Source organism: Thermomicrobiales bacterium, from assembly GCA_023954495.1.
GTDB lineage: Bacteria > Chloroflexota > Chloroflexia > Thermomicrobiales > CFX8 > JAMLIA01.
Window position 1 is genome coordinate 21,844 of sequence record JAMLIA010000021.1, and the last position, 25,107, is coordinate 46,950.

Annotated in this window: 22 protein-coding genes and 1 pseudogene; 12 read left to right on the plus strand and 11 right to left on the minus strand. The window is 63.7% G+C overall.

Annotation, left to right across the window (positions count from 1 at the left end):
* Positions 1-45 precede the first annotated feature (45 nt).
* Entirely contained in the window at positions 46-690 is a 645-nt protein-coding gene (locus M9890_06135; protein MCO5176534.1) for an SIMPL domain-containing protein, read from the minus strand.
* A 151-nt stretch (positions 691-841) separates the two neighbouring features.
* On the opposite strand from M9890_06135, the gene M9890_06140 reads away from it, so the two are divergent.
* Positions 842-1,240 (plus strand): DUF6220 domain-containing protein, encoded by a 399-nt coding sequence (locus tag M9890_06140; GenBank protein MCO5176535.1) that lies wholly within the window; start codon positions 842-844, stop codon positions 1,238-1,240.
* 86 nt (positions 1,241-1,326) lie between these two features.
* Positions 1,327-2,430 carry a Zn-dependent alcohol dehydrogenase gene (locus tag M9890_06145; protein MCO5176536.1) on the plus strand — a complete coding sequence of 368 codons (1,104 nt, stop codon included), beginning with the start codon at positions 1,327-1,329 and terminating at the stop codon, positions 2,428-2,430.
* Between the two features lie 348 nt (positions 2,431-2,778).
* Here the strand turns inward: M9890_06145 and M9890_06150 are convergent, their stop codons facing one another.
* Entirely contained in the window at positions 2,779-4,047 is a 1,269-nt protein-coding gene (locus M9890_06150) for an MFS transporter (GenBank protein MCO5176537.1), read from the minus strand.
* Between the two features lie 157 nt (positions 4,048-4,204).
* Here M9890_06150 and M9890_06155 point away from each other — a divergent pair, with 157 nt between their 5' ends.
* Entirely contained in the window at positions 4,205-5,428 is a 1,224-nt protein-coding gene (locus M9890_06155; GenBank protein MCO5176538.1) for a lamin tail domain-containing protein, read from the plus strand.
* A gap of 63 nt (positions 5,429-5,491) precedes the next feature.
* On the opposite strand, the gene M9890_06160 is transcribed toward M9890_06155, so the two are convergent.
* From M9890_06160 to M9890_06175, 4 genes are all read right to left on the minus strand, one after another.
* Positions 5,492-6,424 (minus strand): ABC transporter permease, encoded by a 933-nt coding sequence (locus M9890_06160; GenBank protein MCO5176539.1) that lies wholly within the window; start codon positions 6,422-6,424, stop codon positions 5,492-5,494.
* Between the two features lie 13 nt (positions 6,425-6,437).
* Entirely contained in the window at positions 6,438-7,388 is a 951-nt protein-coding gene (locus M9890_06165; protein MCO5176540.1) for an ABC transporter permease, read from the minus strand.
* Positions 7,389-7,453: 65 nt separating this feature from the next.
* The gene (locus M9890_06170) at positions 7,454-9,181 is read right to left on the minus strand and encodes an ABC transporter substrate-binding protein (GenBank protein ID MCO5176541.1); all 1,728 of its coding nucleotides are present in this window, start codon (positions 9,179-9,181) and stop codon (positions 7,454-7,456) included.
* A gap of 38 nt (positions 9,182-9,219) precedes the next feature.
* Positions 9,220-10,356: a class II histone deacetylase gene (locus M9890_06175; GenBank protein MCO5176542.1), complete on the minus strand. Its 1,137-nt coding sequence runs from the start codon at positions 10,354-10,356 to the stop codon at positions 9,220-9,222.
* Positions 10,357-11,291: 935 nt separating this feature from the next.
* Here M9890_06175 and M9890_06180 point away from each other — a divergent pair.
* Positions 11,292-11,876 (plus strand): DNA-3-methyladenine glycosylase I, encoded by a 585-nt coding sequence (locus tag M9890_06180; GenBank protein MCO5176543.1) that lies wholly within the window; start codon positions 11,292-11,294, stop codon positions 11,874-11,876.
* Here M9890_06180 and M9890_06185 read toward each other — a convergent pair.
* On the minus strand, positions 11,857-13,299 hold the full coding sequence (locus M9890_06185) for an NAD(P)/FAD-dependent oxidoreductase (GenBank protein MCO5176544.1): 1,443 nt from the start codon (positions 13,297-13,299) through the stop codon (positions 11,857-11,859). The two genes, M9890_06180 and M9890_06185, sit on opposite strands and share 20 nt — an antisense overlap.
* Before the next feature lie 191 nt (positions 13,300-13,490).
* Between M9890_06185 and M9890_06190 the strand changes: the two genes are divergently transcribed.
* From M9890_06190 to M9890_06200, 3 genes are all read left to right on the plus strand, one after another.
* Complete coding sequence (locus tag M9890_06190; GenBank protein ID MCO5176545.1) at positions 13,491-14,366, plus strand: S1C family serine protease; 876 nt, start codon at positions 13,491-13,493, stop codon at positions 14,364-14,366.
* 3 nt (positions 14,367-14,369) lie between these two features.
* A complete protein-coding gene (locus M9890_06195; protein MCO5176546.1) occupies positions 14,370-14,993 on the plus strand; it encodes a response regulator transcription factor in 624 nt (207 codons plus the stop codon).
* Between the two features lie 287 nt (positions 14,994-15,280).
* Positions 15,281-16,186 (plus strand): acetamidase/formamidase family protein, encoded by a 906-nt coding sequence (locus M9890_06200; GenBank protein ID MCO5176547.1) that lies wholly within the window; start codon positions 15,281-15,283, stop codon positions 16,184-16,186.
* Positions 16,187-16,242: 56 nt separating this feature from the next.
* On the opposite strand, the gene M9890_06205 is transcribed toward M9890_06200, so the two are convergent.
* Entirely contained in the window at positions 16,243-16,857 is a 615-nt protein-coding gene (locus M9890_06205) for a flavin reductase family protein (protein ID MCO5176548.1), read from the minus strand.
* Positions 16,858-17,034: 177 nt separating this feature from the next.
* Here M9890_06205 and M9890_06210 point away from each other — a divergent pair, with 177 nt between their 5' ends.
* The gene (locus tag M9890_06210; GenBank protein MCO5176549.1) at positions 17,035-17,382 is read left to right on the plus strand and encodes a DUF6176 family protein; all 348 of its coding nucleotides are present in this window, start codon (positions 17,035-17,037) and stop codon (positions 17,380-17,382) included.
* Between the two features lie 68 nt (positions 17,383-17,450).
* Here the strand turns inward: M9890_06210 and M9890_06215 are convergent, their stop codons facing one another.
* The 3 genes and pseudogenes from M9890_06215 to M9890_06225 all read right to left on the minus strand — a co-directional run bounded on the left by M9890_06215 (position 17,451) and on the right by M9890_06225 (position 19,689).
* Positions 17,451-18,746 (minus strand): hypothetical protein, encoded by a 1,296-nt coding sequence (locus tag M9890_06215; protein ID MCO5176550.1) that lies wholly within the window; start codon positions 18,744-18,746, stop codon positions 17,451-17,453.
* Positions 18,747-18,755: 9 nt separating this feature from the next.
* Positions 18,756-19,352: a universal stress protein gene (locus M9890_06220; protein ID MCO5176551.1), complete on the minus strand. Its 597-nt coding sequence runs from the start codon at positions 19,350-19,352 to the stop codon at positions 18,756-18,758.
* A pseudogene (locus M9890_06225) lies at positions 19,347-19,689 on the minus strand (universal stress protein). The gene M9890_06220 and the pseudogene M9890_06225 overlap by 6 nt, the downstream one beginning before the upstream one ends.
* 249 nt (positions 19,690-19,938) lie before the next feature.
* Between M9890_06225 and M9890_06230 the strand changes: the two are divergent.
* From M9890_06230 to tyrS, 4 genes are all read left to right on the plus strand, one after another.
* Positions 19,939-20,640, plus strand: coding sequence for a response regulator transcription factor (locus M9890_06230; GenBank protein MCO5176552.1), 702 nt, complete (start codon positions 19,939-19,941; stop codon positions 20,638-20,640).
* Complete coding sequence (locus tag M9890_06235; GenBank protein MCO5176553.1) at positions 20,640-22,580, plus strand: GAF domain-containing protein; 1,941 nt, start codon at positions 20,640-20,642, stop codon at positions 22,578-22,580. The genes M9890_06230 and M9890_06235 overlap by 1 nt, the downstream gene beginning before the upstream one ends.
* A gap of 206 nt (positions 22,581-22,786) precedes the next feature.
* Positions 22,787-23,563, plus strand: coding sequence for a glucose 1-dehydrogenase (locus M9890_06240; GenBank protein ID MCO5176554.1), 777 nt, complete (start codon positions 22,787-22,789; stop codon positions 23,561-23,563).
* A 97-nt stretch (positions 23,564-23,660) separates the two neighbouring features.
* Positions 23,661-24,959, plus strand: coding sequence for a tyrosine--tRNA ligase (tyrS, locus tag M9890_06245; protein MCO5176555.1), 1,299 nt, complete (start codon positions 23,661-23,663; stop codon positions 24,957-24,959).
* Positions 24,960-25,107 lie beyond the last annotated feature (148 nt).

Sequence of the window (25,107 nt, forward strand, 5' to 3'; positions counted from 1 at the left end):
TCGCCAACCTTGTCGGTGTGATAGATGGCCTTTTGCGCTGACCGTCTAGCCCTGTTCGACCGCGTACGTGACAACGACCGACGCCTGGATCGCCATCTCGCCGGCGCTGACTTCCAGCTCAGGTGCGTCCGACATCGTGCGTGCCATCGCGTACGCCTTCATCGGGCGCTCGACTGGCTCGTAGGACAGGCCCGGCTCGGCGATGCTGATGATGACGCCGAGCCGGGCACCCAGCGCTGTGGCGTACGCGTCGGCGCGTGCCTGTGCATTCTGGGCGGCCAGCCGGCAGGCTTCGAGTCGGGCAGGATTGTCGAGCGCAATGCTCCAGTTCGGTCCCTGGATCGTCGCACCAGATCGCGCGACCGCGTCACTCATCAGCTTGCCGATCGGCGCGGGATCGTTCAGCCGCAGTTGGATGCGGTTGGTGGCGTCGTAGCCACGGTGAACCTGCTTGCGGGACGTTTCGTCCCACTCCGTTGCTTCGCTGACGGTCGCGCCGGTCGTCGTGCGGCGTTCTGGCGCGATGGCGAGATCGTCGAGAATCGCGTTGAGCTCTGTCGATCGCTCAGCAACGGTTGCCAGCGCGTTGGCTGCCGCTCTATCCCGATATCCGATGACGATGGTCAGCGTCACTTCGTCGGGTTGGGTGTAGGTGACGGCTGTGCCGCGAACGATTACGGTTGCAGGCATGTTGGGTTCCTTTCGCATTGGCTATCCACACCGCGTGTCTTGCGGAAGATCCTACGACTTCACCACGCTGTCATGTATCACAGGTACCGTTGGCTGCGGCTTGCGCGAGTGTCGCGTCAAGTCGATCTTCCAGGAAAGGATTACTGTCGTCGTGATCTCCCCAACGCACCCACTTGCCCGCTGGTCGCGGATTGGCTTTGTCATTACGGCCTGGCTCTATGCTCTGGCGGTCGTTGGTCAGGTGTTTCTTGCAGGCATCAGTGTATTTGATGATCCTACGCGCTGGCCGGACCATGTTTCGTTCGGCCAGATGATTGGTTCACTGACCGTCCTGCTTGTGATCTTCGCCGTCCTTGGCCGTCTGCCCTGGCTGCTTGTTGGCCTCGCGTTTGTCGTATTCATGTTGTATGGCATGCAGTATCCATTCGCGCTGTCCGACATCGGTACGATGGCAGCGCTGCACGCTGTCAACGCGCTGGTCATGTTCTGGTTGACCGTGACGCTTGCCCAGCGCGCTCAGCCGCTCGCGTTCGGCTCAGCCCGCGCCTGACCTGAGCAGCGCCGGTCCATTGACAGCCGCCCTGCTCTCCTTCACGATGCATGTATCGAGCAACTGAATGGGAATGGAGCGCCCCGATGCGGACGATCATGGCCGGTGTTCTCTACGAACCGAACCAGCCGATCCGTGTTGAGCAGGTCGACCTCGACGATCCGCGGGACAGCGAGGTACTCGTCCGGATCGCCGCCAGCGGCGTCTGCCGCAGTGATCTGCACGCGATCAACGGCGAATGGCGCATGCCGCTGCCGATGGTGCTCGGGCACGAGGCGTCCGGTACGGTCGAGGCCGTCGGCCCCGGAGTGACTCGGGTCGCGCCGGGCGATCCGGTCATCCTCTCCTTTGCGCCGAACTGCGGCCAGTGTCGCTACTGCGTCGCCGGACAGCCGCATCTCTGCGAGACGATGCGCGGCTATCCAGCCGGAACGCTGCCGGGTGGCGGCACGCGTCTCTCCAGCGGCGGGCAGCCCGTCTATCATTTCGCCCGCACCGCCACGATGGCCGAGTATGCGGTCGTTCACGAGAGCGCGGCGATACCGATTCCGTCCGATGTCTCGCTGGAGATGGCAGCGTTGGTCGGCTGCTCGGTGACGACCGGAATCGGCGCGGTGATCAATACTGCCGGTGTTGAGCCGGGCAGCACCGTCGCCGTCATCGGCTGCGGTGGCGTTGGGCTGAACATCGTCCAGGGTGCCAGGCTGGCGAACGCGTCCCAGATCATCGCGGTCGACATCAGCGAGCCGAAGCTGGAGCTGGCGCGACGATTTGGCGCGACCGATGATGTCGACGCCCGCGAAGCCGATCCGGTTCGGCGCATTCGTGAGCTGACCGGCGGTGGTGTCGACTACGCCTTCGAGGCGCTTGGGACCGGGCCGACCGTCAGGGTGGCGTTCGACTGCCTCCGCCCGGGCGGCACGGCGGTGGTTGCCGGCATGGCTCCAGATGGCGTCGTGGCCGAGATCGATGCCCGTATGATCGCCCTGACCGAGAAGAAGTTGAAGGGCAGCTTCTACGGCTCGGCGCGCGTCTCGATTGACATGCCGCGCCTTCTGACGCTGGCCAAAGCCGGCAAGGTCGACCTCGAGAGCCTGGTGACCCGCCGCTATCCGCTCGACGAGATCAACGAAGCCTACGCCGCGCTCGACCGTGGCGATGCCGGCCGTGGCCTGATTGTGTTCGACTGAGGCGACCCTCCGTTGTGGATGTGCAGAACGCCGCAGAATAGACGGCCCGCAAACCCATCGTAGAGACATGACCCGGCTTGTCCATCGTCGTGAGGCGATCCCTCCCGTACAGGGGGACAACGATCTCGGCGAATTGACACCAGGTCGGCCTCAAAATGTAGGGGCGTATGCAATACGCCCCTACATTTCCACGTGCGCAATGTGCGTGGATCGTGCGCAAATATCTCCGGGTCATTTCCCTACGAACGTATCGGTAGCGGCTCACTCGCCTGACAGATTCACTGAAATGCTGCCACTTGGAAACATTGGTGCTGACGACTTACTCAGGGCAGACTACTCACCACCGCGTCACTTCACCACCCCGAGCGCAGTTCCGGCCTGTTCCAGCTCCAGCGCACGCTCCCTGTCTTCGGCGATTCTGCCCGGCGATTTCTGGGAGATCGGATCGAGCCGCAGGGTCAGGAAGAAGGTGAAGATGGCGAAGCCGCAGGCGATCAGGAATGGCACCTGATAGCCGACATAGTTCAGGATGAAACCGGTTGAGACCGGCACGATGATCGCGGCGGTGTGTTGCAGCGTGACACCCATCGCCAGCGACGGCGCGATCTCGTTGGTCACGGCAATCTTGCGCAGGTAGGTCGCCGAGCCGATCGACGAGAGCGGCATGATGAATGAGTAGGCGACGTATGACAGGCTGGCGATGTAGACGTTGTCGACCAGCGCGTAGCCGCCGAGCGCCAGCACGTAGGCGATGTTGACCATCGAGAGCATGCGCTTCTCGCCGAAGGTGTCGATCATCCGACCGATCGCCGGGCTGGCAAACATCCCACCGGTTCGTACGGCGATCAGCAGCGCCGAAATCTCCGGCACACCGAGATGGTATTGGTGGACGAGTACCCAGAGGCCGAACGAGAAGAAGATCTGCTGCCGACCGCCGTCGAGCATACAGAGGTAGTAGTACATCTTGTATGGCTTGCGGAAGACGATTGGGTCGCGTCTGCCAAGGAATGCGCGCTCCTCGCCGTCATGCAGATTGGGGAAGTTGTAGATCGCAATGGCGGCGAGGATGCCGAAGATGCCGGCGATGATGAACATGGGCCGGAACGAGAGCAGATCGAAGTAGAAGACCAGAAAGACCATCACCATTGCAATCAACGCGCCGGCGCTATTGATCGCGCCCATCTTGCCCAGGATGCTGCCGCTGCGACGCTCGGTCGTCAGGCTCATGCCCAGCGCGTATTGGGTCTGCAGGACGGTGTGATAGCCCATCGACGAGATGATGACCCACGGCGCGACGGTCCAGAACGAGTTCGACAGACCGAAGAGCATGTAGCCGACGCCCATCACGACCAGCATCATTGAGGTCAGGCGTGGAACTGACATGCGATAGAAGATGGCGGTCAGGAAGATGAGCAGGAAGCCTGGCACTTCGCGAATGGCAGTGATATAACCAAATTGTGGCCCTTGGAGATTGAGAACGTCCTCGAAATAATTGGTTACTATGTTTTCTTGAATAGACATCGCCAGCCCGAAGCAGAGCGTCATGATCGCCATGAGGAAGAATCCGCGATGCGCTGCTGGTGATGAAAGTTCTGAAAAACGCTTGATCTGCTGCACGTTACCCCCGCTGCCCGAGTAACCCTGACTGACCACCCCGCCCCCACGGCACGGCGGTCAAGATCGCAATCATACGCCCATTCTCGGTAACTGTTGACGATGCGTTGCCCAACTGCGACGATCTGCGCACTGAAACAGGCGAAGGGAGCGCGCGAGCATGGCGTCATGTCGTCGGGCTGTGGTCGGTCTGTTGTTGCTGGCAATCACCGTGTTGCTCGTGCCCAGCGCCGCGGCTGCGCCAATCGAGCACACTGCCTTCAACCGCACCTGGGCACGCACCGACATGCCGCTGGTCACCTACCAGACATCGCGCACCTGGATGTGGGGTCCGCTGGCCGCGTCGGAATTGCTGACTGAGCCGTACGCTGAGGCTCCCGGCGGGCATCGCCTCGTCCAGTACTTCGACAAATCCCGCATGGAGATCAACGACCGCAACGCCGATCGCTCGTCGCCGTGGTACGTGACGAACGGGCTGCTGGCCAGCGAACTGATCTCGGGCCACATGGCGGTCGGCGACCGCGCCTGGCTGGTGCGTGATCCGGCTGTCGTGAACGTCGCTGGCGATGCCGATGACCCGAACGGGCCGACCTACGCGACCTTCGCAACGCTGCTCGATGTTCGCCGGACTGAGGCTGGTGCGTCGATCGTCGCGACGCTTACCCGCGATGGTCAGGTCGGCGCGGATCCGGCGCTGGCGCAGTGGGGCGCGACAGATGCCGAGTGGGTTGCGCAGACTGCTCACTGGGTCGCGAGCCCCTTCTGGGCGTTTATGCAGAGCGAAGGCGTTATCTATGAGGATGGCGTCTACGCGCAGGAAGCGCTCTTCGAGAACCCGTTCTACGCGACCGGCTACCCGATCAGCGATGCGTACTGGAGCCAGGTGCTGGTCGGCGGTGTTCAGCAGAATGTGCTGATGCAGTGCTTCGAGCGGCGCTGCCTGACCTACACACCGCTGAACGCGCCGGAGTGGCAGGTCGAAGCCGGTAACATCGGCCTGCATTACCTCACCTGGCGCTACGGGCAGGCAGGAGAGACGCCGGAGCCGGCCAAGGTCAGCACCGGCGATCTGCGCATCGACTACATCCTGCCGGACCCGAGTTGGGAAGCAGGTGCGGAGTATGAGTACGTCCTGATCCGCAACTACGATGAGGTCACGATCCATCTGGAAGGCTGGCAGGTGCGCGACGAGTCCGGCACCACCTTCACCTTCCCGGATGTCGTGCTGCTGCCCGGGGCGTCTCTCCGACTCCACGTCGCCAAGGGCTTGAACACCGGAACGGACATCTTTTGGGGTCGGACGGGAGCGGTCTGGAACAACGGCGGTGACTCCGGCTACCTGATTGATCCAACTGGCAAGATCGTCGCGGGCTATTTCTATTGAGCGAGATGAGCGCGCCGTTGCGCTCTGGCCACACCCGTCGCCGTTGACGGGCGCAGCCGATCGCTATACCCGACGTTGCCGTGGGTCCAGAGCGTAGCGGAGGCCATCACCGATCAGGTTGAAGCACAGTGCAGTGATGGCGATGATGACGCCCGGCAGCGACGAGACGTGCGGCGCGACGCTGAGTACGCGGCGGCCCTCGTCAACCATCAGGCCCCACTCGGCCGTCGGTGGCGACACACCCAGCCCGAGAAAGCTCAGGCTGGCGGTGAACACGACGAGCAGACCGATGATTGTGGTGGCATAGACCAGCACGGGTGCCATCACGTTCGGCAGCATGTGCCGGCCAATGATGCTGGTAAACGGCGCACCGATCGCGCGGGCGGCAGTGACGTACTCCGAGTGGGCCTGCTCGCGCGTCGCCGTGTACGTCATCCGGGTGAGCGGCGCGATCGTTACCAGCGTCGTAGCCAGAATCACCGAGCGTGATCCCGGGCCCATCGCGGCGGCGATCGCAATCGCGAGGATCACGCTCGGCAGGGCGAAGAGCACGTCCATCAAGCGCATGATGATCGTATCGATGAATCCGCCGAGATACCCGGCGGTCAGGCCGAGGAACAGGCTGATGACCGATGCGATCGCGACCGGGATCAGCGCGTTCGGCAGCGAGACACGCCCGCCCCAGATCAGGCGGCTCAGCATGTCGCGTCCCTGAAAGTCCAGCCCGAGGATGTGGCCCTCGGTGCCCATCGACTTGAGCCGCATCGTCGAGTCGCTGGTGATCGGGTTATAGGGACTGATGATTGGTGCGAAGATCGCCGCCAGTGCAATCAAGAGGATGACGATTGCCCCAGCCACTGCGGCCTTGTCCTGCGAAAACCCGCGCAGCGCGGCGCGCCAGCCGGACTGCGAGGGTCGAAGAGTGTCGGAGACGAGCGCGCGCGCGTCGCGATCATCATCCTCGATGGTTGCGCTACGACTAGAGCTAATGCTCACGCATGTCCTCCTCCTACATCAATCGGATGCGCGGATCGATGACCCCCTGGAGGACATCGGCGAGCAAGTTCAGGGACGTGAAGACGAGCGCGATGAGGACAGTGATCGTCATGATGACCGGCACATCCCGCGCGCCGATGCTCGTGTAGAGCTGCTGGCCCATCCCCGGCCAGGAGAAGACCACCTCAGTGATGAGCGACCCGCCCAGCAGATACCCGGCCTGCAGCGCAACGATCGTGATGAACGTCGGCATCGCGTTGCGCAGTGCGTGGCGCAGGACGACGACGTGCTCGGCCAGCCCCTTCGCGCGTGCCGTCCGCACAAAATCGAGATTCATGATCTCCAGGATCGACGAGCGCACCTGCCGTGCGATGACGGCCGCCGGTACTGCCGCTGTCGCGACGGTGGGCAGCACCAGGTGGCGGGCGAGATCTCCCAATCCGCCGTCACCACGAACGTCGTACATGCCAACTGCCGGGAACCAGCCCAGCTTCAGCGAGAAGATGATCAGCAGCATGATCGCCAGCCAGAACGACGGCAGGCTGGCACCGATGATCCCGAGGATCGTCGCTGTCCGATCGGTCCGTGAGTTCGGTCTCGTGCCGGCGATGACACCGACTGTCAGGCCGATGACGACTGCAACGACCAGTGATGATCCGGCGAGGATGACCGTATTCGGGAAGCGATCCTTCACGATGCCGAACGCGCTGATGCGATGCTGGTACGAGCGCCCGAAGTCACCCTGCACCGCGTTGCGCAGCCAGTAGAAGTACTGGACCGGCATCGGCTTGTCGAGGCCCATGGCCCGACGAATCTGCTGAATCTGATCTTCCGGCGCGTTAGACGGCAACTGTGCCCGCGCCGCGTCTCCGGGTGTGAGATGGACGATCGTGAAGATCAGGATGGAGACGCCGAACAGGACGGCGACCGTTGCGATGAGTCGACGAATGATGTATCTGCCCATACGTCACACGACCTTTCCGTCTGGATGTTCGGTGCGCACCGCATCTGCGATGCGCACCGGCATGGCTATTCGTCGATCCAGAGCTTGGTCAGGTCATAGTTGACGTTGACCGAGTGGACGAATCCCTTCAACGAGGGCTTCATCAGATGCGGCAGCTTGTCGTGGGTGATGGCCACGAAGGCACAGTCTTCGACCATGGCCTTCTCGTTGGCCTTGCGATACAGCTCGTTCGACGTGGCGGTATCCGTGGCCTCCGAGCCGGCGACGAGGAACTCGTCCAGCTCCACGTTCGGGTTCTCACGGTTGGTGTAGCCCGCATCCCCGGCGTCCTGCTCGGAGCGATAGCGCGACTCGGCCTGGATATTGACAAAGAAGTTCGTCGGCATACCCCAGGCGGTGCCCCACATGATCATGTCGGTGCGCTCGCGGAAGATGATGCCGAGGTAGGTGACCCACTCGGTCAGCTCCAGCTCAAGGTCGATGCCAACCTCCGCGAGGTTGTCCTTGATGAACTGCGCGACCGCCCCGGCTTGTGGCCAGCCTGAAGCTGTTGGAACGCCCAGCAGTTTCGTCTTGAAGCCATCCGGGTAACCGGCTTCGGCGAGCAGCTCGCGCGCCTTGTCGGGATCGTAGGGGAACGGCTTCCAGTCCGGATCGTAGGCCGGCGCACCCGGAGAGAGCAGGCCGTAGGCCGGGATCGCCGAGTCGCGAAACAGGTCGCGCGCGATCGCCTCGCGGTTGATCGCGTAGCTGATCGCCTGGCGAATGCGCACGTCCTTGCCATATTCGTTGCGGAACTGGAACCGGTAGTAGGCGACCTGTGGCGTCATGCCGTCCGACAGGGTGAACCCCTCGTCGATGAGGCTCTGGATGACGTCGGGCGGCGGGTCACTCATCAGGTCGATCTCGCCCGTTTGCAGGGCGACGACACGCGCCTGATCTTCCAGGATCGGGCGGATGATGACTTCATCGAGATAGGCTTTCTCGCCCCAGTAATCCTCGTTGCGCTCGAACTTGGTCCGCTGTCCCTCGACGCGCTCGACAAAGCGGAACGGTCCGGTGCCGGACGGGTTGGCCGCCAGGTTCTCGTTGCCGACCTTCTCGATCTGCGTCGGGCTGGCGATGCCGAACCAGTAGTAGTCGCCGATGGTCGACAGGAACTCGGCGACCGGTCGATCGTGCGTGATCGTCCAGGTGAATGCATCCGGCGCTGTCACCTCGGTCGCATACTGAAACGCGAACTGCCCGTGCCAGGCGGTCTCGTAATAGAACTTCGAATCTGCCACCGACATGCGCTCGTAGTTCGCCATGACCGCGGCGGAATCGAAGTCAGTGCCGTCGTGAAACTTCACGCCTTCACGCAGCTTGAACGTCCAGGTCAGCCCGTCCTCGGTCGCTTCCCAGCTCTCGGCGAGCAGCGGGACGATCTCCGGGGTGCCTTCGGTGACGGAGAGATCTTTCCGGACGAGGCTCTCGTACATCATCGTCGACTGTCGCCAGGCTGCCCAGGCGTTGGTTGTGTGTGGATCGAGCGCGTCGGCGTCGCCGCCCATGCCCCAGACGAGTGTGCCGCCCGACTTCGGGTCTCCGGCCTCAGCTTCGCCCTGCGGTGCTGTTGCTTCTGCGGCGGGCGTGCTGCCGGGATTCGTGTTGGTGTTATTGCCAAAGTCGTCGTCGCCACCGCAGGCGGCCAGCAGGCCTGGCAGGACGACGCTGCTGATGCTGGCGAGTGCACCCAGCCGGAGCATCGTACGGCGTGTTATCCGGTGTGACGACAAGGTGTGGAGTTCCACAGGTTAGCTCCTCACATCTGTGCGATGGTGTTCGGTGGCTACGACAGGGATTTCCAATAGGCCTTTTGCGCGTCCCGGATCCTGGCGATGGCGGCCTCGCCGCTCTCCCCGACCGTGCTGTACTGCGGCTGGTTCTTGAGTCCCTCCAGCGCCAATGGCTCGTCAATATTCGTGCGCTGTTCGGCCAGCGTCTCGACGATCGCCAGCGTGCAATAGGGCCCGTACAGCTCGCTGTAGCCGCCCTCCTGCAGGATGACGAGACGTCCGTTGGCGTGCTGCTCGGCGATGTCGATCATCGCCTGCGTCATGCGCCGATACCCCTCGGTCGTCACGCACATGCGCCCGAGCGGGTCCATCGTACTGGCGTCCTGCCCGGCTGAGACGAGGACAATCTCCGGATTGAACTCGTCGGCGATCGGACGAATGATCCGCTCGAACGCGGCCAGATAGGTCGCATCGCCACTGCCCGGCGGCAGCGCGACGTTGACGGTATAGCCCTCGCCCGCGCCGCTGCCGGTCTGGGCGATCTCACCGAAGCCCGGCGGGTAGAGTTGATCCTGATGCAACGAGACGAACAGCACATTCGGATCGTCATAGAACGCGTCCTGCGTCCCGTTGCCGTCGTGGACATCCCAGTCGAGCACCATGACCCGCTTCAGTCCGTGGCGGTTCTGTGCGTGCCGGGCGGCGATAACAACGTTGTTGAAGATACAGAAGCCCATGCCTTTTTCGGCCATGGCGTGGTGGCCCGGTGGGCGGATGTTGGCAAACGCGCGTCGGACGCTCCCTTCGACAACGGCATCGACTGCGGCCATGCCGCCACCGGCGGCCAGCAGCGCGATGTCATACGAATCGGGGCTGGCCGGGGCACCCTCGCCAGTGTCCCCGCCACCCTCAGCGCAGATCTGCTTCACGCGCTCGACGTACTCCGGCGTGTGATAGACGGTGATGTCCGATTCCTGCGCCGGACTGGCCGCGATCTGTGTCAGATCCTTCGACAGTCCAGTCATGTCGACCAGATGCTTCGTCCGCATGACGAGGCGATAGTTCGACGGGTGCATGGTTGGCTCAACGAACGGCACCTGTCTGCCTGATCCCCAGGCAGTCTGCAGACCCGGGTTGTGCTGGAGATAGCGATCGTCGTAGACGAAGCCGATGGCTGGTTTCGTTCCCACTGTTTCATTCCCCTCAATGCCACATACACGGTCCCTCAAACCGCTTCGATCTGCCGCAGGTATCCGCGTTCCTTTCACGTTGCGCGTATGCCGAATATGTCGATCTGGGCACGATCAACCGAGATGCACCTGCACATTCGTTGGGCATGTGATGAGCGGCATTGCGCTGGCTCGCGGCAGCGCGAGCGTCCTCAGCATTGAGGCGATGCGATCGTTAAGACACCGAGCGACACCAATGACGGGAGACAGGGGACTCCGCAGGCGCGGGTGAAAACAGCTATCCGAGTGCTTGCGGTGTCAGTGACACGTACAAGCTTCCTGATCCCGACTCACGAATGTTGCTGGTTTCAAGGCGACGCAGGCGGCAGCATCACATGGGTGTGCATGCTTGTCAATACCTCGGAGAACGCGAAAATCTTTGCAAAGCTGTGATACCGGGTATGGCATAGAGAGCGTGTGAACAATATCACGGGTAGGGTTGGAATGGCTGCACACCTGGCGACCAATATGTAATCTTCGGTGGTCAACCAAGCAACTGGAACGATGTATCGCGCACGCGGGAACGCTCTCCTGTGTCCGGATGTGTCGAACGAGTGGGAGATCTTTCGCGTGCGCGCTCAAGATGACAGGTGAAGATGGTGGCTGCCGGTTGGACAACTTGACATTGACAACGCACTCAAAGACAGGGGAAGCGGGCGGCTGCAGATCCAGCTTGCCGCGCCGAATATTGCGGTTGGCGGATTGCTGGCACCAGCAATGGAAGCGTCTCGGTCCGGCAGCCATCCTCTTCACCTGTCATCTTGAGCGCGCACGCGAAAGATCTCCCACCCGTTCAAGGCATCCGGACGCAGGAGAGCGCTCTCGACAAGGACATCTCCGCGAGAGAAGCGCGGCATACTTCCCTGACTTGTTGATGACGAGCGAGCGAGAGGACAGTGGTTGTGTGTGCAGACGAGGCACTGGGGCGATGTACGTGGGCGGGTAATGATCCGCTGTATACGCGCTACCACGATGAAGAGTGGGGCGTGCCCTGCCACGACGACCAGAAGCTGTTCGAGATGCTAATCCTGGAAGGGTTCCAGGCGGGGCTGGCCTGGATCACGATCCTGCGCAAGCGCGAGAACTTCCGCCGTGCATTCGAGGGCTTCGACCCGCAGCACATCGCGGCCTACGGCGAGGCCGATGCGGCACGCCTGCTGGCTGACCCGGGGATCGTGCGTAATCGGCTGAAGATTGCAGCAGCGTCGCGGAATGCGCGCGCGTTCCTTGCCGTCCAGGACGAGGTCGGCTCCTTCGACCGCTACCTGTGGAGCTGGACCGATGGCGAAACCATCCGCCACCCCGAGGGCTACACGATGGAGACGATCCCGGCGACAACACCGCTTTCCGACGTGATCTCCCGCGACCTGAAGCGCCGCGGGTTCACGTTCGTTGGCTCGACAATCATCTACGCCTATCTGCAGAGCGTCGGCATCGTCGATGACCACATGCGCGGCTGCTTCAAGTTCGTCGAGCGTTGAGCGAGCGGTCGCGCGCCAGCCGTCGCAGCACCGCCGTCGCGGCGTGGTAGCCGCACATGCCGTGGACACCGCCGCCTGGCGGTGTGGCCGCTGAGCAGAGGAAGATGCGCGGATTCGGCGTTGTGTATGGATTGGTGCGCAGGATCGGGCGAGTGAAGGTCTGGCGCAGATCCGGGCGGCCGACCGAGATGTCGCCGCCGATGAAGTTGGCGCTGACCGCCTCGATGTCGGCTGGGTACATGACCTGCCGGGCGATGATGCGCTCGCGGAAGCCGGGCGCGAAGCGTTCGATTTGGGTGTCGATGGCGGTGGTCATGTCGAGCGTTGAGCCGTTCGGGACGTGGCAATAGGCCCACAGCGTGTGGATGCCGTCCGGCGCACGCGATGGATCGAACAGCGTCGGCTGTGCGGCGATGATGAACGGCGCGTCCGGATGCCCGCCGCGCGAGACGGCGCGCTCAGATGCGGCGATCTCCTCCAGCGTCCCGCCCAGATGCAGTGTCCCGGCCTCGCGACACTCGTCCGCCGCCCACGGCACCGGACCGTTGAGCACGTAATCCATCTTGAAGACGCCGGGTGCCTGCCGCATTCGTGTCAGTTGCCGCCGGTACCCACGCGGTAGCTGCGGCTCGGCGATTTGCGCCAGTGCCGACGCCGATGTATCGAACAAATAGGTCCGCGCCGGTGGCAGGTCGGCCAGGCGCATGACGGTCGTGTCGGTCACGATTTCGCCGCCGAGTGCTGTGAGGTAGCCGGCTAGCGCGTCGCTCAGGCGCTGGGCTCCGCCGCGTGGGAACGGCCAGCCGGTTGCGTGCCCGAGCACACCGAGGACGAGGCCGAACGCGGCACTGACGTGCTCTTCTAATGGAAGAAACGAGTGCGCAGCCAGCCCGGCGAAGAGCGCTCGCGCCTGCGGACTGGTGAACGTCGCTGACGCGAACGACGCTGCCGGACGGAGTGCCTGAATGCCGAAGCGCGCCAGCAAGCCTGGGTGATCGGGCAGGTGCGCCGGCGCGAGGGCGTCCTCCAGCAGGTCGTTCGCATCGTGGACCAACGGTTCAAAGAGCGCACGCCAGCGCTCGCCATCGCCGCCGAGTGTCTGGCCGGTGGCCGCGATGTCGCGCCGCAGCAGCACCGCTTCGCCGGAATCGAGCGGGTGCGCCAGTGCGACCGGTGGATGCACCCACTCCAGACCGTAGCGGTCGAGCGGCAGGGAGCTGAGCCACGGCGAGGCGAACGCCAGCGGGTGGATCGCTGCGCCGAGGTCATAGGTCACGCCGGGAACGCTCGCCTCAGCCGAACGTGCCCCGCCGCCGGGACGGTCGTGCGCCTCGTAGACGCGCACCGAATGCCCCTGCTCGGCCAGCCGGATCGCTGCTGCCAGCCCGTTCGGCCCCGCGCCGATGACGATTGCATCGAGCACCGACGCCGCTCCTTTCCTTCGTTCATCGCGACCATGCTACGCTGCCGACAGCATAGTGCCCCGCAACTGGTGAGCCGGGACCCTGCCCGGATGAGCAGGTCGCCCCTGCCGACCCGGCTGATGCCGTCGGGATCGGCGCTCGGCACACTTGATACATGACACATTCGCCTGAACGAAAGGGGCATATACCAATGAATGCGAATGATGGAACGATGATTCCACAGTCTGGCTTTGCTGATGTCGTCGCCGGTGTCGGCGCATGGACGGTCGGTGTTGACGCGCGGCGGCGCTACGGTGCGACTGGCATCGTCTGGGCCGAGGGCGTCGTCATCACCGCCGATCATGTCGTCGAGCGGGATGAGGACATCGTCGTCATCCTGCCGGATGGCAGCGAAGTATCGGCGACCGTCGCTGGCCGCGACCCGGCCAACGATCTCGCGGTGCTGCGCGTCGATGGTGCGACCACGGTCGCGCCGCGCGCCGATGCGACGCGGGTTGGCGACATCTGTCTGGCTGTCGGTCGGGCCGGTGGCAACCTGAGCGTGTCGCTTGGCATCGTGTCGGCAATCGGCACGATCTGGCGGCGACGGCGTGGCGGGATGCGGCGGCAGGTCGTGCGACCGGATGTCACCCTCTACCCCGGCTTCTCCGGTGGCCCGCTGATCAACGCGACTGGCGAGATGATCGGCATGAGCTCGTCTGGCCGCGGCGGCGTTGTTGCCGTTCCGGTCGCCGAGATCGAGCCGATTGTCACCGAGCTGCTGACCCACGGTCGGCGTCGACGAGCCTTCCTCGGCATGACGAGCCAGCCGGTCGCACTGCCGACCGCGCAGTCGTCCGGCCAGGAGAGCGGTCTGCTCGTCGTCGGTGTCGCACCGGAGTCTCCGGCGGCAGCCGGCGGTCTGATCGTCGGGGACATTGTGATCGGCATCGGTGATGCTGCGATCCGCGACACCGACGATCTGCGCGAGGCGCTCTCGTCCGACCTGGCTGGGAAGTCGGTGCAGATCCACCTGCTGCGCGGTGGTGCCGAGCAGATGCTCGACGTCACTGTCGGCGAGCAGTAAGGAATGACGAGCGCGCGTCAGGTCGCCCGCGTCGCGATCGCGTCACCCTACCCGTCTGTGCGGGCAGGCTTGCGAGCGATGCTGACGCCGCTCGAAGCGGTCGAGGTCGTTGCCGATATCATCGGCGGCGATCTCGATCCATCCGATGCTGTCGATGTGCTGGTCATTGATATCGCGCAGGGCGAGCTTGCCGAATTCGAGCATATGTCGACCACCTTGGCGCACGCCGCGATCGTTGCGCTCGTCGATGATTCCGACGCTGGCCGTCGGGTGCTGACCTCAGCCGGTCGCCCAATTGCGATTCTGTCGCGTGAGGCGGGGCCGTCTGAGATCAGTGCAGCCGTCCTTGGTGTGCTGTCCGGCCTGATCGTCCTCGATCCGACCGTTGCGCCAATGGACACGAAAGCCTCTCCGCTGACCGACTACGACCAGACGCTGACCGAGCGTGAGCGTCAGGTGATCGAGCTCGTCGCGCTGGGCCTGCCCAATAAGTCGATCGCCGTCGAGTTGGGCATCAGTGAGCACACCGTGAAATTTCACGTCGCCTCGATCCTTGACAAGCTGGACGCCGCCAGCCGCACCGAGGCCGTCGCCATCGCCGCGCGCCACGGGCTGCTTGCGCTCTGAGCAAGACGCCAGTGCCAGCAATGGCGAGCAGTCCGATCCGACAGTTAACGCCGCCGCTTGCCATTTCGAGCGCGCACGCGAGAAATCTTCCCCGCGTTGGACTGTGTCGGACGGGTGGGAGATCTTTCGCTGCGGTTCAGCGGTCGATTGAAGGTGACAGAGACAGGGGCTGGACTGCGACTTCATTGGCGCTGACAGCCCGCAGAAATCCTCGATCCTCCACAATGCCCGATCTTCCCGTATCCTGCTCGCATTGAGCGGCAATGGTGAAGGGAACATGGCAAACGATGGCAATTCATAAGTTCTCCCCGGACCACTACTTTTCGACGATGGGCAGCCACGAGGCGGTGCTGCGCATCGCAGACGGCGACACGGTCGTCACGACGACGATCGATGCCGGCGGGCGCGACGCGTCCGACACGGTGATCCATCAGGGTGGCAACGGCCAGACCGGCCCGTTTTATGTTGAGGGCGCCGAACCGGGTGATGCGCTGGCCGTCCGGCTGGATAGTTTCGCGCCGAACCGTCGCCGTGGCTGGAGCGCCTCGGTGATCGCCGAGCGCATCCTCGATCCGGAGTTCGTTCGCGACCTCCCGGCCCGAAAGACGATCGACTGGGATGTCGATGTCGAAGCTGGCACGGTCACGCTGGCCGACGCGGGCACAGCGCTCGGACAGCTCGTTCTGCCCCTGGCTCCCATGCTCGGCTGCTTCGGCGTCGCACCGGCCGGTGGGCAGGCCATCTCAACAGCAACATCCGCATTCCACGGCGGCAACATGGACTACCGCGGGCATCGACCGGGCGTGACAGTCATCTTTCCGGTTGCGGTGTCGGGTGCGCTGTTCCACCGCGGCGATGGCCACGCGGTGCAGGGCGACGGTGAGATCGTCGGAACCGGCGTCGAGATCTCGATGGATGTGCAGTTCACCGTCTCGGTCATTAAGCAGAGCAACATCGTTTGGCCACGCACGATCGACGACGACTACATCATGGCGCTCGGCAACGCCCGCCCGCTGGACGAAGCGCTGCAGGCCGCGACGACCGAAATGGTGCGCTGGCTGTCCGCCGACTACGGCCTCGACACCCGCAGCGCCTCAACCCTGCTCGGCCAGACGATCGAATACGACATCGCCAACGTCTTCGACCCGGCCTACACGGTCGTCGCGAAGCTGAACAAGCGCTGGTTGCCGTAGCGGTAGAGCTGCGTCATGTCCCTATACAGGGATCGGCGGCGTCTCCCTTATCCAAGTCACGCATCAATCGCCGGGCGGTGGATTTCATACTGGTCGGCGGTGGGGCAGTACCAGTCGCCGGTGAGGCGACCCAGGGCATCAAGGCGCTGCAGGTCGATGCGGTTGTTGGCGATCAGCAGGTCGTCGCGGATGTGGATGCGCACGACTTCGGCGATGACCAGGTGCGCTCCATACGGCAGACCACCGACCGGAAAGACCTGCCGGACGACGCATTCGAGATTGGCCGGTGCCTCGGCCACGCGGCGCGGCTGGACGACCTCGCTGGGCACGGCGGTCAGGCTGCTGGCATCGAACTCGTCGATTTCCTGCGGCCACTCAGCAGCGGTGATCGCCATCTGCGGGCCGAGTGCGGCGCTGACGGTGTTGATGACCAGCTCACCGTTCGCGCGAATGTTCTGCAGCGTGTCCTTCTCCTCGCCGTCGCGCGCGCCGATTGACAGGGCGATGTGTGGCGGTGTCGAAGTGATCATCATGAAGAAGCTGAACGGTGCGAGATTGTCTTTGCCGTTGGCATCGATTGTCGATGTCCAGCCGATCGGACGCGGCACGACCAGGCTGGCCATCAGCTTGTAGGCGAGTTGTGGGTCAAGTTCGGCAGGGTCGAATTGCATGGCCCATCCTTTCGGAATGCGCGTATTGTAGTCGCGATGTGTTGCGGCTGGGCAACCTCACTCACTAAAGGTTGCCCGCGAATCCGTAATTTCCCGGATGTGCCGCCGGTTGCATGACGCTACTCTGTCCGTGTGGGCGCTGGAATGCCCAGCGCCGGTCACTGATGGAGGCTTGATATGGACCAGATCTGCTTCGCGGTTCCGATCCTCCCGGGGAAGGTCGATGTTGCCCGAGCTTTCATGACCGAACTTGAAACCGAGCGGAAGGCCGACTACGACCGCTCGGAACGGCGGATAGGCATTACGAAGGAAGTGTGGTTTCTGGCGAACCTGCCGTCAGGCGAGCATTTCGTTGCTTACATGGAGAGCGAGAACTTCGCGCAGGCACTGCAGATGTTCAGCCAGTCCCAGGATGCGTTCGACCGCTGGTTCAAGGAGCGGCTGGCTGAGGCAACCGGTCTCGATCTCGCTAATCCTCCGACCGACATGAGCTTGCCAGAGATGCTCTCCAGTTATCAGACGTAACGCACACTGCCTGATTGCGGGTTGTGCGTGCAGCAGGAGCGCCTGACCATTGCCCGACTGTGGCGAGGTCAGGCGCGATTCCGATCCCTGGCGAAGGCGCGCAGTTCGTCGCGGACGCTGGGGTGGGCTATCTGGATCAGTGCCTCGGCGCGCTCGCGCAGGTTCTTTCCATAGAGATGAGCAATGCCGTACTCGGTGACGACGTAGTGGACGTGCGCCTGGTCGGCGTCACCATCGCGCCCTCGTTGAGCCGCCCGACGATGCGCGAGACCGCCTCTTTCGGCCGCCATCGGGGGCGGCGCGATGATCGCCTTGCCGCCGTCGGCCAGCGCCGCGCCGCGGATGAAGTCGGTCTGCCCGCCGAAGCCGCTGTAGACGCGATCGCCGATCGACGCGGCACAGACCTGCCCGGTCAGGTCGATCTCGATGGCCGAGTTGATTGCGACCATGCGGTGGTTGCGGCGGATGACCGACGTGTCGTTGTGCGATCGCGGCCATCTCCACTTGCGGGTTGTCGTGGACGAAGTCGTACAGCCGCTGCGTGCCCATCGGGAATGATGTCTGTTACCGGGATGGATCGGGTTGCGCGTGCCGGTGATGACTCCTGCCTCAACCAGGTCGATGACGCCATCGGAGAACATCTCCGTGTGCAGGCCGAGATTACGGTGGCCACCGAGTTGAGCCAGCACGGCGTTCGGGATGCTGCCGTGCCCAGTTGCAGGGTCGCCTCGTCCTCGATCAGCGTCGCGACGTGCTCGCCGATCCGGTGTTCGGCTTCGTCCGGGTTGCGGCATCCGGATTTCCGGCAGTGGCGTATCGACCTCGACGATTGCGTCGATCTGATCAACGTGGATGAAGCCGGCCCCATGCGTCCGCGGCATCGCCGCGTTCACCAGTGCGATGACCGAACGTGCCTGGTGGATGGCTGCCATCGTGACATCGACCGAGACGCCGAGCGAGCAAAAGCCGTGCGCGTCCGGTGGCGAGACGTGGATCAGCGCGACGTCAATCGGCAGGAGTCCGGAGGCGAACAGACGCGGTACTTCTGAAAGGAAGATTGGGATGTAGTCCGCCTGCCCGCTGTTGACCGCCGCGCGGAGGTTCGCGCCGACAAAGAGCGCTTCGTGGCGAAAGCCCGACAGCACCGCTGGCTGCAGGAACGGTGACGCTCCCTCGGTATGGAGATGAACGAGGCGGACTCCAACCAGTTCGCTGGCGCGTTCCGCCAGTGCGGAGAGCAGCAACGTCGGTGTCGCACTCGCTCCCTGGATGAAGACGCGTTGGCCGCTTCGGACGAGCGCGACTGCTTCGGCGCTCGTCCGGAGCTTGAGGCTGTAGCGATCGAGCCAGCCATCTAACGCCATCGTTTGTGGCTAGCTTGCGAGAGCGGATGGTTGCGTCTGCTTCGCCTCGCGGACGTGGGCTCGTGGCGGGATTGCCAGCACCGGCGTCTTGCTACGATGGAGCACCTCGTTGGTCACGCTGCCGAACGCCCAGCGCCGGATGCCGCCGCGTCCGTGCGTCGAGATGACAATCAGGTCTGCGTCGGTTGTCTCGGCAACACGAGCGATCTCATCGGCTGGCCGACCGGTGCGGACTTCCCAGACTACGCGTAGCCCTTCGCCGCGCAAGCGCGTGGCCAGCGTATCCAGGTCGCCGCGTGCTTCAGCGTGGGCCTGCTCCTCCAGATCGTCAATCTGCGATTGCGAGAGATAGACCGCTTCGGGCGTCTCGGCGATGAACGCCGATTGCCAGTACGGCTCGACAACACGCACCAGCGCGAGCGTTGCGCCGGTGCCCTGGGCCAGTTCGACTGCGTATGGCAGAGCGGTCTCAGATAGTGCCGAGCCATCGAGCGGCACGAGGACGGTGCGCAGCACGTCGTGCGGCTGCTCGTGCTCGTCGCGCACCAGCACGACCGGCACGGTCGAGCCGCGCACGATCTTGTCGGCGACGCTGCCGAAGACCATCCTGCCGAAGCCGCTGCGCCCGTGCGTGGACATGACGATCATCGAGTCGGGCGTGCGGTCGGCCAAGCACGTAAACACCGCCAGTCGGATCGCCGGAGAGGACGCGGACCTCGGATTCGATATCGTCGGACACAACTTCAGCAACCGCGTTGAGATAGTCCGTCGCATTCTCGCGATCCTCGACGGACATCGCCGGTGGGAGGTCAGTGAACGCGGGTTCGTCGATGACGTGGACGATCGTCAACCGTGCGCGCTGACCTCGTGCGATCGTCTCGCCAAGGCTGATGGCATATCGGGAAAGGTCGGAGCCATCGAGTGGAACGATGACTGTCTTCATTCTGCGTCCCCCTATAGATGACCGTCGCGCCGAGCACGGCGCAGACGATCGATGCGTGCGGGTGATTCGTTTCTCAACGTAAGCCTAACGGAGAACGTGTCGCGGGCGTATCACTGACATCGCGGCGGTTGTTACAGAATCGTGTACGTTTTTGCACTTCAGGCTCGGGTCGGCAGGACTCGCAGGTTAGTTTGGGCTACCATTGCTGTGGTAGTTGCCTGCCAATCGCGTGCATCATGGAGAGATCGTATGCGCAAGCATTTGATCCTCGTCGCGGACGACGACGCTCCGATACTACGGCTGGTACGAGCGAAACTGCAGACCGACGGGTATGCCGTCGTCACAGCGACGAACGGCGCGGAAGCTGTCGAGACAGCCGAGCGCGAGCGCCCCGACCTCGTGATTCTCGACATCATGATGCCGGTGATGGACGGCCTGGAGGCGATGAAGCACATTCGCCAGGTCTCGACCGTCCCGATCATCCTCCTCACCGCACGCGCCAGCGGATCGGACAAGATCCGCGGTCTGGATCAGGGCGCGGATGATTATGTGACGAAGCCGTTCGATCCGGACGAGCTGTCTGCGCGCGTCGCCGCAATCATGCGCCGCGTCAGTGGAAGCGGCTCATCGTCGCTGCAAATCCTGAACTACCCCAATGTCACCGTCGACCTGACCAATCGCAGCGTCACCGTCAATGGTGACGAGATGCAGCTCAGCCGGACCGAGTGGGAGGTGCTCTATCAGCTCGCCTCGAACGCCGGTCGCGTCATGCTGCACAGCGAGCTGCTCTCTCGCATCTGGGGGCCTGAGTTCCGCGACGAGACGTATTATCTGCGAACCTGGGTCAGCCGTATTCGGAAGAAGCTCGGCGATCAGGACAATGAAGCGCCGCTCATCCGCACGTTCCCCGGCGTTGGCTACCGGATGGAGCTTCCCAGCGAGGATTCCTGATGCCGCTTAGTGTGATCAAGCCGGTCACGGAAGCGCTCTCGAAGGCGATCGGCGTGCCGGTGTCGCTTGTCGCCAGCGCGCCATCGCCGGTGCGCCGCGCAATGATGGCCGCGACTGAGCAGCACGGCGTTGGCGCGGTCGCCGTGCAAGTCAATCACCATCGCTACCTTGCCTGTCGCTACGACACGGCGCGCGAATCGGTCGTCGTCCTCGGCCCCTATCGGAAAACCGACGATCCGCCGCAGGAGATCGCCACGCTTGATGCTGACGCTGAGGGGCGCGCAATCGCCGCACTGCATGTCGCGTCGGTCGGATTTCGTTCGGCGCTGGAAAACGAACGCAACCGGCTCAATCTCGCCTCGCAACTGGAGGTCGTCAGTCGTTCGGTGCTGGCCGTCACGAGCGAGCTGGAGCTGAACACTGTTCTGCGCCGGATCGTCGATCTGGCAGCGGAGCTGGCCGGCGCGCGCTACGCCGCGCTGGGTATCCCCGGGTCGGACGGCGAGCTCGTTTCCTTCATTACTGCCGGGGTAACGGCAGAGGAAGAGGAGCGCATTGGGGAGCGGCCGCATGGCCACGGCATCCTGGGCTTGCTCCTGCGCGAGCAGCAGACGATCCGGCTGCCTGACCTGACGTTGCATCCGGAGTCGGTCGGCTTTCCCCCGAACCACCCGCCGATGCGGACGTTTCTGGGCGTCCCGATCGTTGCCCGCGGCACCGTGCTCGGCAATCTCTACCTCACCGAGAAACGCTATCGCAGCGAGTTCACTGACGACGATGCCCGACTGGTCGAGCTGCTGGCGCGCCACGCAGCGGTGGCGATCGAGAACGCCCGCCTCTATGCGGCGCTTGATGAGCAGCAGGTACGGCTGCGGACGATCATCGACAAGCTACCGGAGGCGATCCTGGTGATCGAGCCGGGGGCGGAAGAGACGATCACGATGGCGAACTCGCAAGCCTCGGCGCTCGTGGGCTGGCCGATTACGCCGCCGATTAGCGTCGATCACTTTCTGGCGCAGAATCCGCGCTTCGATAGCCAGGGTGGTCGGGTCGACCGCAGCAGCATCCCGATGGTGCGCTCGCTGCAGGCTGGCGAGACGATTTCGCGGCACGAGCTGCGGCTGCTCCGGCCCAGCGGCGAGATGATCACGATTCTGGTCAACAGCACGCCCGTGCATGACCAGACCGGCGCAGTGAGCGCTGCCGTCGTCGTGTTTCAGGACATCACCCAGATCAAGGACGCCGAGCAGCTGAAGGACGACTTTCTGTCGCTCGTGTCGCACGAGCTGCGTACGCCGCTGACAACGATCCAGGGCGGTGCGGCGATGCTCCTGCGCGACTGGGATGCGCTGGACGATGAAAGTCGCCACGCGTTCCTCAGCGACATCGCGTCGGAGAGTCGCCGCCTGGCGAGCCTGATTGAGAACATGGTCCAGCTCTCGAACATCCGCGCCGGACGCCATCCACTGGCAACTGAGCCGGTCCTCGTCCGTCCGCTCGTGCAGCACACGATCCATGCCGAGAGTCGGCTGGTGACTGACCGCGAGTTTCGCATGGCGCTTGAGCCGAACCTGATGCTCGATGCTGATCCGGAGTGGGTCGACCAGGTGCTGCGCAATCTGATACATAACGCGGTGAAGTACACGCCGGACGGCTTGCCGATCGAAGTTGAGGCGCGCAGGCAGGATGGCTGGGTCGAAATGGCGGTGCGCGATTACGGCCCCGGCATCGAGGAGACCGATCTGCCGTATGTCTTCGAGCGCTTCCATCGCTCCTCCGGCGCTCGCCGATCCAGCAAGCCGGGCATGGGGCTCGGACTCTATCTCGCCCGTGTCGTCGTCGAGGCGCACGGCGGCCGCATCTGGATCGAAAGCCCGGACGACGGCGGCCTGCGCGTCGCCTTCCTGCTGCCAGGTATTGATGAAGACGAACTGGACTGATCGAGCAGTAGCCGGCAGCACAGTGGGTCGTCATTGCCAGCAATGGCGAGCAGTCCGATCCTGTCCCACTCAGCGGAGATTGACACACGGCTGTAGCACTATTGCGCTGCTTCACCACGCCCCTGCCACCAAACGCAGACCATACTGACACTGGCTGGCGCGTGGCGCGCCGACGCCGCCTTGTGATGCACAAACAGGAGGGCCACATGTCACTGCCACAGATATTTGACCTGACCGATCGCGTCGCCATTGTGACTGGCGCTGGCTCCGGGCTGGGCGTCATATTCAGCGAAGCCCTGAGCGAGGCCGGTGCGACGGTCGTCTGCGCCGACATTCAGCTCGATGCTGCCGAGAAGACGGCTGCAAGTCTCCGTGAAGTGGGGCGTTCGGCAGCGGCGGTCGGGGCCGATGTCTCCGACGCCGGGGCGGCGCGTGCCATGGTCGACGAGGCGGTGCGGCAGTTTGGGCGGCTGGACATCATCGTCAACAACGCCGGTATTGCCGCCGTTGGTGCGCCCGAGGACGTCGATCCGGCTGAGTGGGCGCAGGTGATCGCCGTCAATCTCAGCGGCGTGTTCTACTGCGCACAGGCTGCGGCCCGCGCGATGATCGAGCTTGGCAACGGCGGCAGCATCATCAATATCGCGTCGATCCTCGGCGACGGCGCATCGCTGCCGGTGGCCGCGACCGCCTACGCAGCCAGTAAGGGCGGCGTCGTGAACCTGACGCGCGACCTGGCGGTCCACTGGGCAGAGCATGGCATTCGCGTAAATGCGATCGGCCCGGCCTACTTCCCGTCCACCATGACTGAAGGCATCTTCGCCGAGCCGCAGATGCTGCAGGCAATTGAAGAGCGCACGCCACTCGGCCGCGTTGGTCGCCCGGAAGAGCTGCGCGGCCCGATTGTCTTCCTGGCCTCCGACGCCGCGTCGTATGTCACCGGCCAGACGCTGTACGTTGATGGCGGCTGGACGTCCTGGTAGGACGAAGCCGTCACATCGCCGTCGCATCCACTATGCTTACGGGATAATTTGCGTGGGCAGAATCGCGCCCGGTAGACGAGCATGTGGAGTGACGGCGATGGCGAGGACGACGGAGCGCTCGACGGATATTGCACGACAGGCGGGGATGAACCCGCTGGACTACCTGCGCCAGCGCGGGTACGTGCATGATGTCACCGATGAAGCTGGGCTGCGAGAAGCGTTCGACACCGGAGCCGTGACCCTCTATAACGGCTACGACGCCACCGCGCCCAGCCTGCACGCCGGAAACCTCGTCTCGATCATGATGCTCTCCAGCCTGCAGCAGTTCGGCCATCGCCCGATTGCCCTCGCCGGTGGCGGTACGACAATGATCGGCGATCCGTCCGGTAAGGACGAGATGCGCAAGATGCTCACGGTTGAGGCGATCAACGAAAACCTCGTCGGCATCAAGGAGCAGTTCGCGCGCTACATCGACTTCGAGGGCGCTCGCTTCGGTACGAACGAGCCTGCGATGCTGATCAACAACGCCGACTGGCTACTGGAGTTGCGGGTGATCCCGTTCCTGCGTGACATCGGCCGTCACTTCTCGGTCAACGAGATGCTCACGGCCGAGACCTACCGGCAGCGCCTGGAGACGACCGGCCTCAGCTTCATCGAGTTCAACTATCGTGTGTTGCAGTCGTACGACTTCCTGCACCTGTTCCGTACCGAAAACTGCATCCTGCAGACGGGCGGTTCGGACCAGTGGGGCAACATCACCGCTGGCGTCGACCTGATTCGCCGTGCCGATGGCGGCAAGGCGTTCGGGCTGGTGACGCCGCTGATTACGACCAGCGACGGCCGCAAGATGGGCAAGTCGGTCAGCGGTGCGATGTGGCTAGACGCCGATATGCTCTCACCGTTCGACTATTACCAGTTCTGGATCAACACGACCGACGATGATGTCGCCCGATTCATGCGTCTCTATACCTTCCTGCCGGAGGACTACATCAACGACCTGACGTCCGTTTCCGGCGAAGCACTGCGTGAGGCGAAGGCGGTCCTCGCCTGGGAGGCGACGGCCCTGACACACGGCGACGCAGCAGCGGACTCTGCTGCCGAGCGCACCCGCATGCTGTTCACCGCCGCCAGCGGCACGATCTCCACCGACGAAGCTGCCGCCATCGCCGACGACCTGCCGCTCGCAGCCGACGCAACCCTCGCCGATGTCGTCATCGGCGCAGGCCTGGGCAAGTCACGCAATGAAGTACGTCGCCTGGCGGCGCAAGGCGGACTCAGCGTAAACGGCGAGCGTGTCGAGAACGTTGACGTTCCAGCGAGTGACCTGGATGATGTCCTCGTCCTTCGCGCCGGCAAGAAGCGCTTCCGAACGGTGCGTCTGGTTCGCGAGGGCTAGCACGCAGGCAGGATCAAGATATCAGCAGGGCAGGCTCAGCAGCCTGGCTTTTTCCGTGTCATCGCCGTGAGGCGACGCCCCCGCGCAAGGTCGATGGCGGCTTCGGCGTATCGCATACGCCCGGCCGGAAACACGACCATCCAGCATG

Bases quoted from the DNA above. Each gene is read 5' to 3' on its own strand.
- M9890_06215 (MCO5176550.1), bottom strand. From the start codon at position 18,746: ATGGCGTTAGATGGCTGGCTCGATCGCTACAGCCTCAAGCTCCGGACG.
- M9890_06165 (MCO5176540.1), bottom strand. From the start codon at position 7,388: ATGGGCAGATACATCATTCGTCGACTCATCGCAACGGTCGCCGTCCTG.
- M9890_06200 (MCO5176547.1), top strand. From the start codon at position 15,281: ATGGCAATTCATAAGTTCTCCCCGGACCACTACTTTTCGACGATGGGC.
- M9890_06230 (MCO5176552.1), top strand. From the start codon at position 19,939: ATGCGCAAGCATTTGATCCTCGTCGCGGACGACGACGCTCCGATACTA.
- M9890_06210 (MCO5176549.1), top strand. From the start codon at position 17,035: ATGGACCAGATCTGCTTCGCGGTTCCGATCCTCCCGGGGAAGGTCGAT.
- M9890_06235 (MCO5176553.1), top strand. From the start codon at position 20,640: ATGCCGCTTAGTGTGATCAAGCCGGTCACGGAAGCGCTCTCGAAGGCG.
- M9890_06135 (MCO5176534.1), bottom strand. From the start codon at position 690: ATGCCTGCAACCGTAATCGTTCGCGGCACAGCCGTCACCTACACCCAA.
- M9890_06155 (MCO5176538.1), top strand. From the start codon at position 4,205: ATGGCGTCATGTCGTCGGGCTGTGGTCGGTCTGTTGTTGCTGGCAATC.
- M9890_06220 (MCO5176551.1), bottom strand. From the start codon at position 19,352: ATGGTCTTCGGCAGCGTCGCCGACAAGATCGTGCGCGGCTCGACCGTG.
- M9890_06145 (MCO5176536.1), top strand. From the start codon at position 1,327: ATGCGGACGATCATGGCCGGTGTTCTCTACGAACCGAACCAGCCGATC.
- M9890_06190 (MCO5176545.1), top strand. From the start codon at position 13,491: ATGAATGCGAATGATGGAACGATGATTCCACAGTCTGGCTTTGCTGAT.
- M9890_06205 (MCO5176548.1), bottom strand. From the start codon at position 16,857: ATGCAATTCGACCCTGCCGAACTTGACCCACAACTCGCCTACAAGCTG.
- M9890_06240 (MCO5176554.1), top strand. From the start codon at position 22,787: ATGTCACTGCCACAGATATTTGACCTGACCGATCGCGTCGCCATTGTG.
- tyrS (MCO5176555.1), top strand. From the start codon at position 23,661: ATGGCGAGGACGACGGAGCGCTCGACGGATATTGCACGACAGGCGGGG.
- M9890_06195 (MCO5176546.1), top strand. From the start codon at position 14,370: ATGACGAGCGCGCGTCAGGTCGCCCGCGTCGCGATCGCGTCACCCTAC.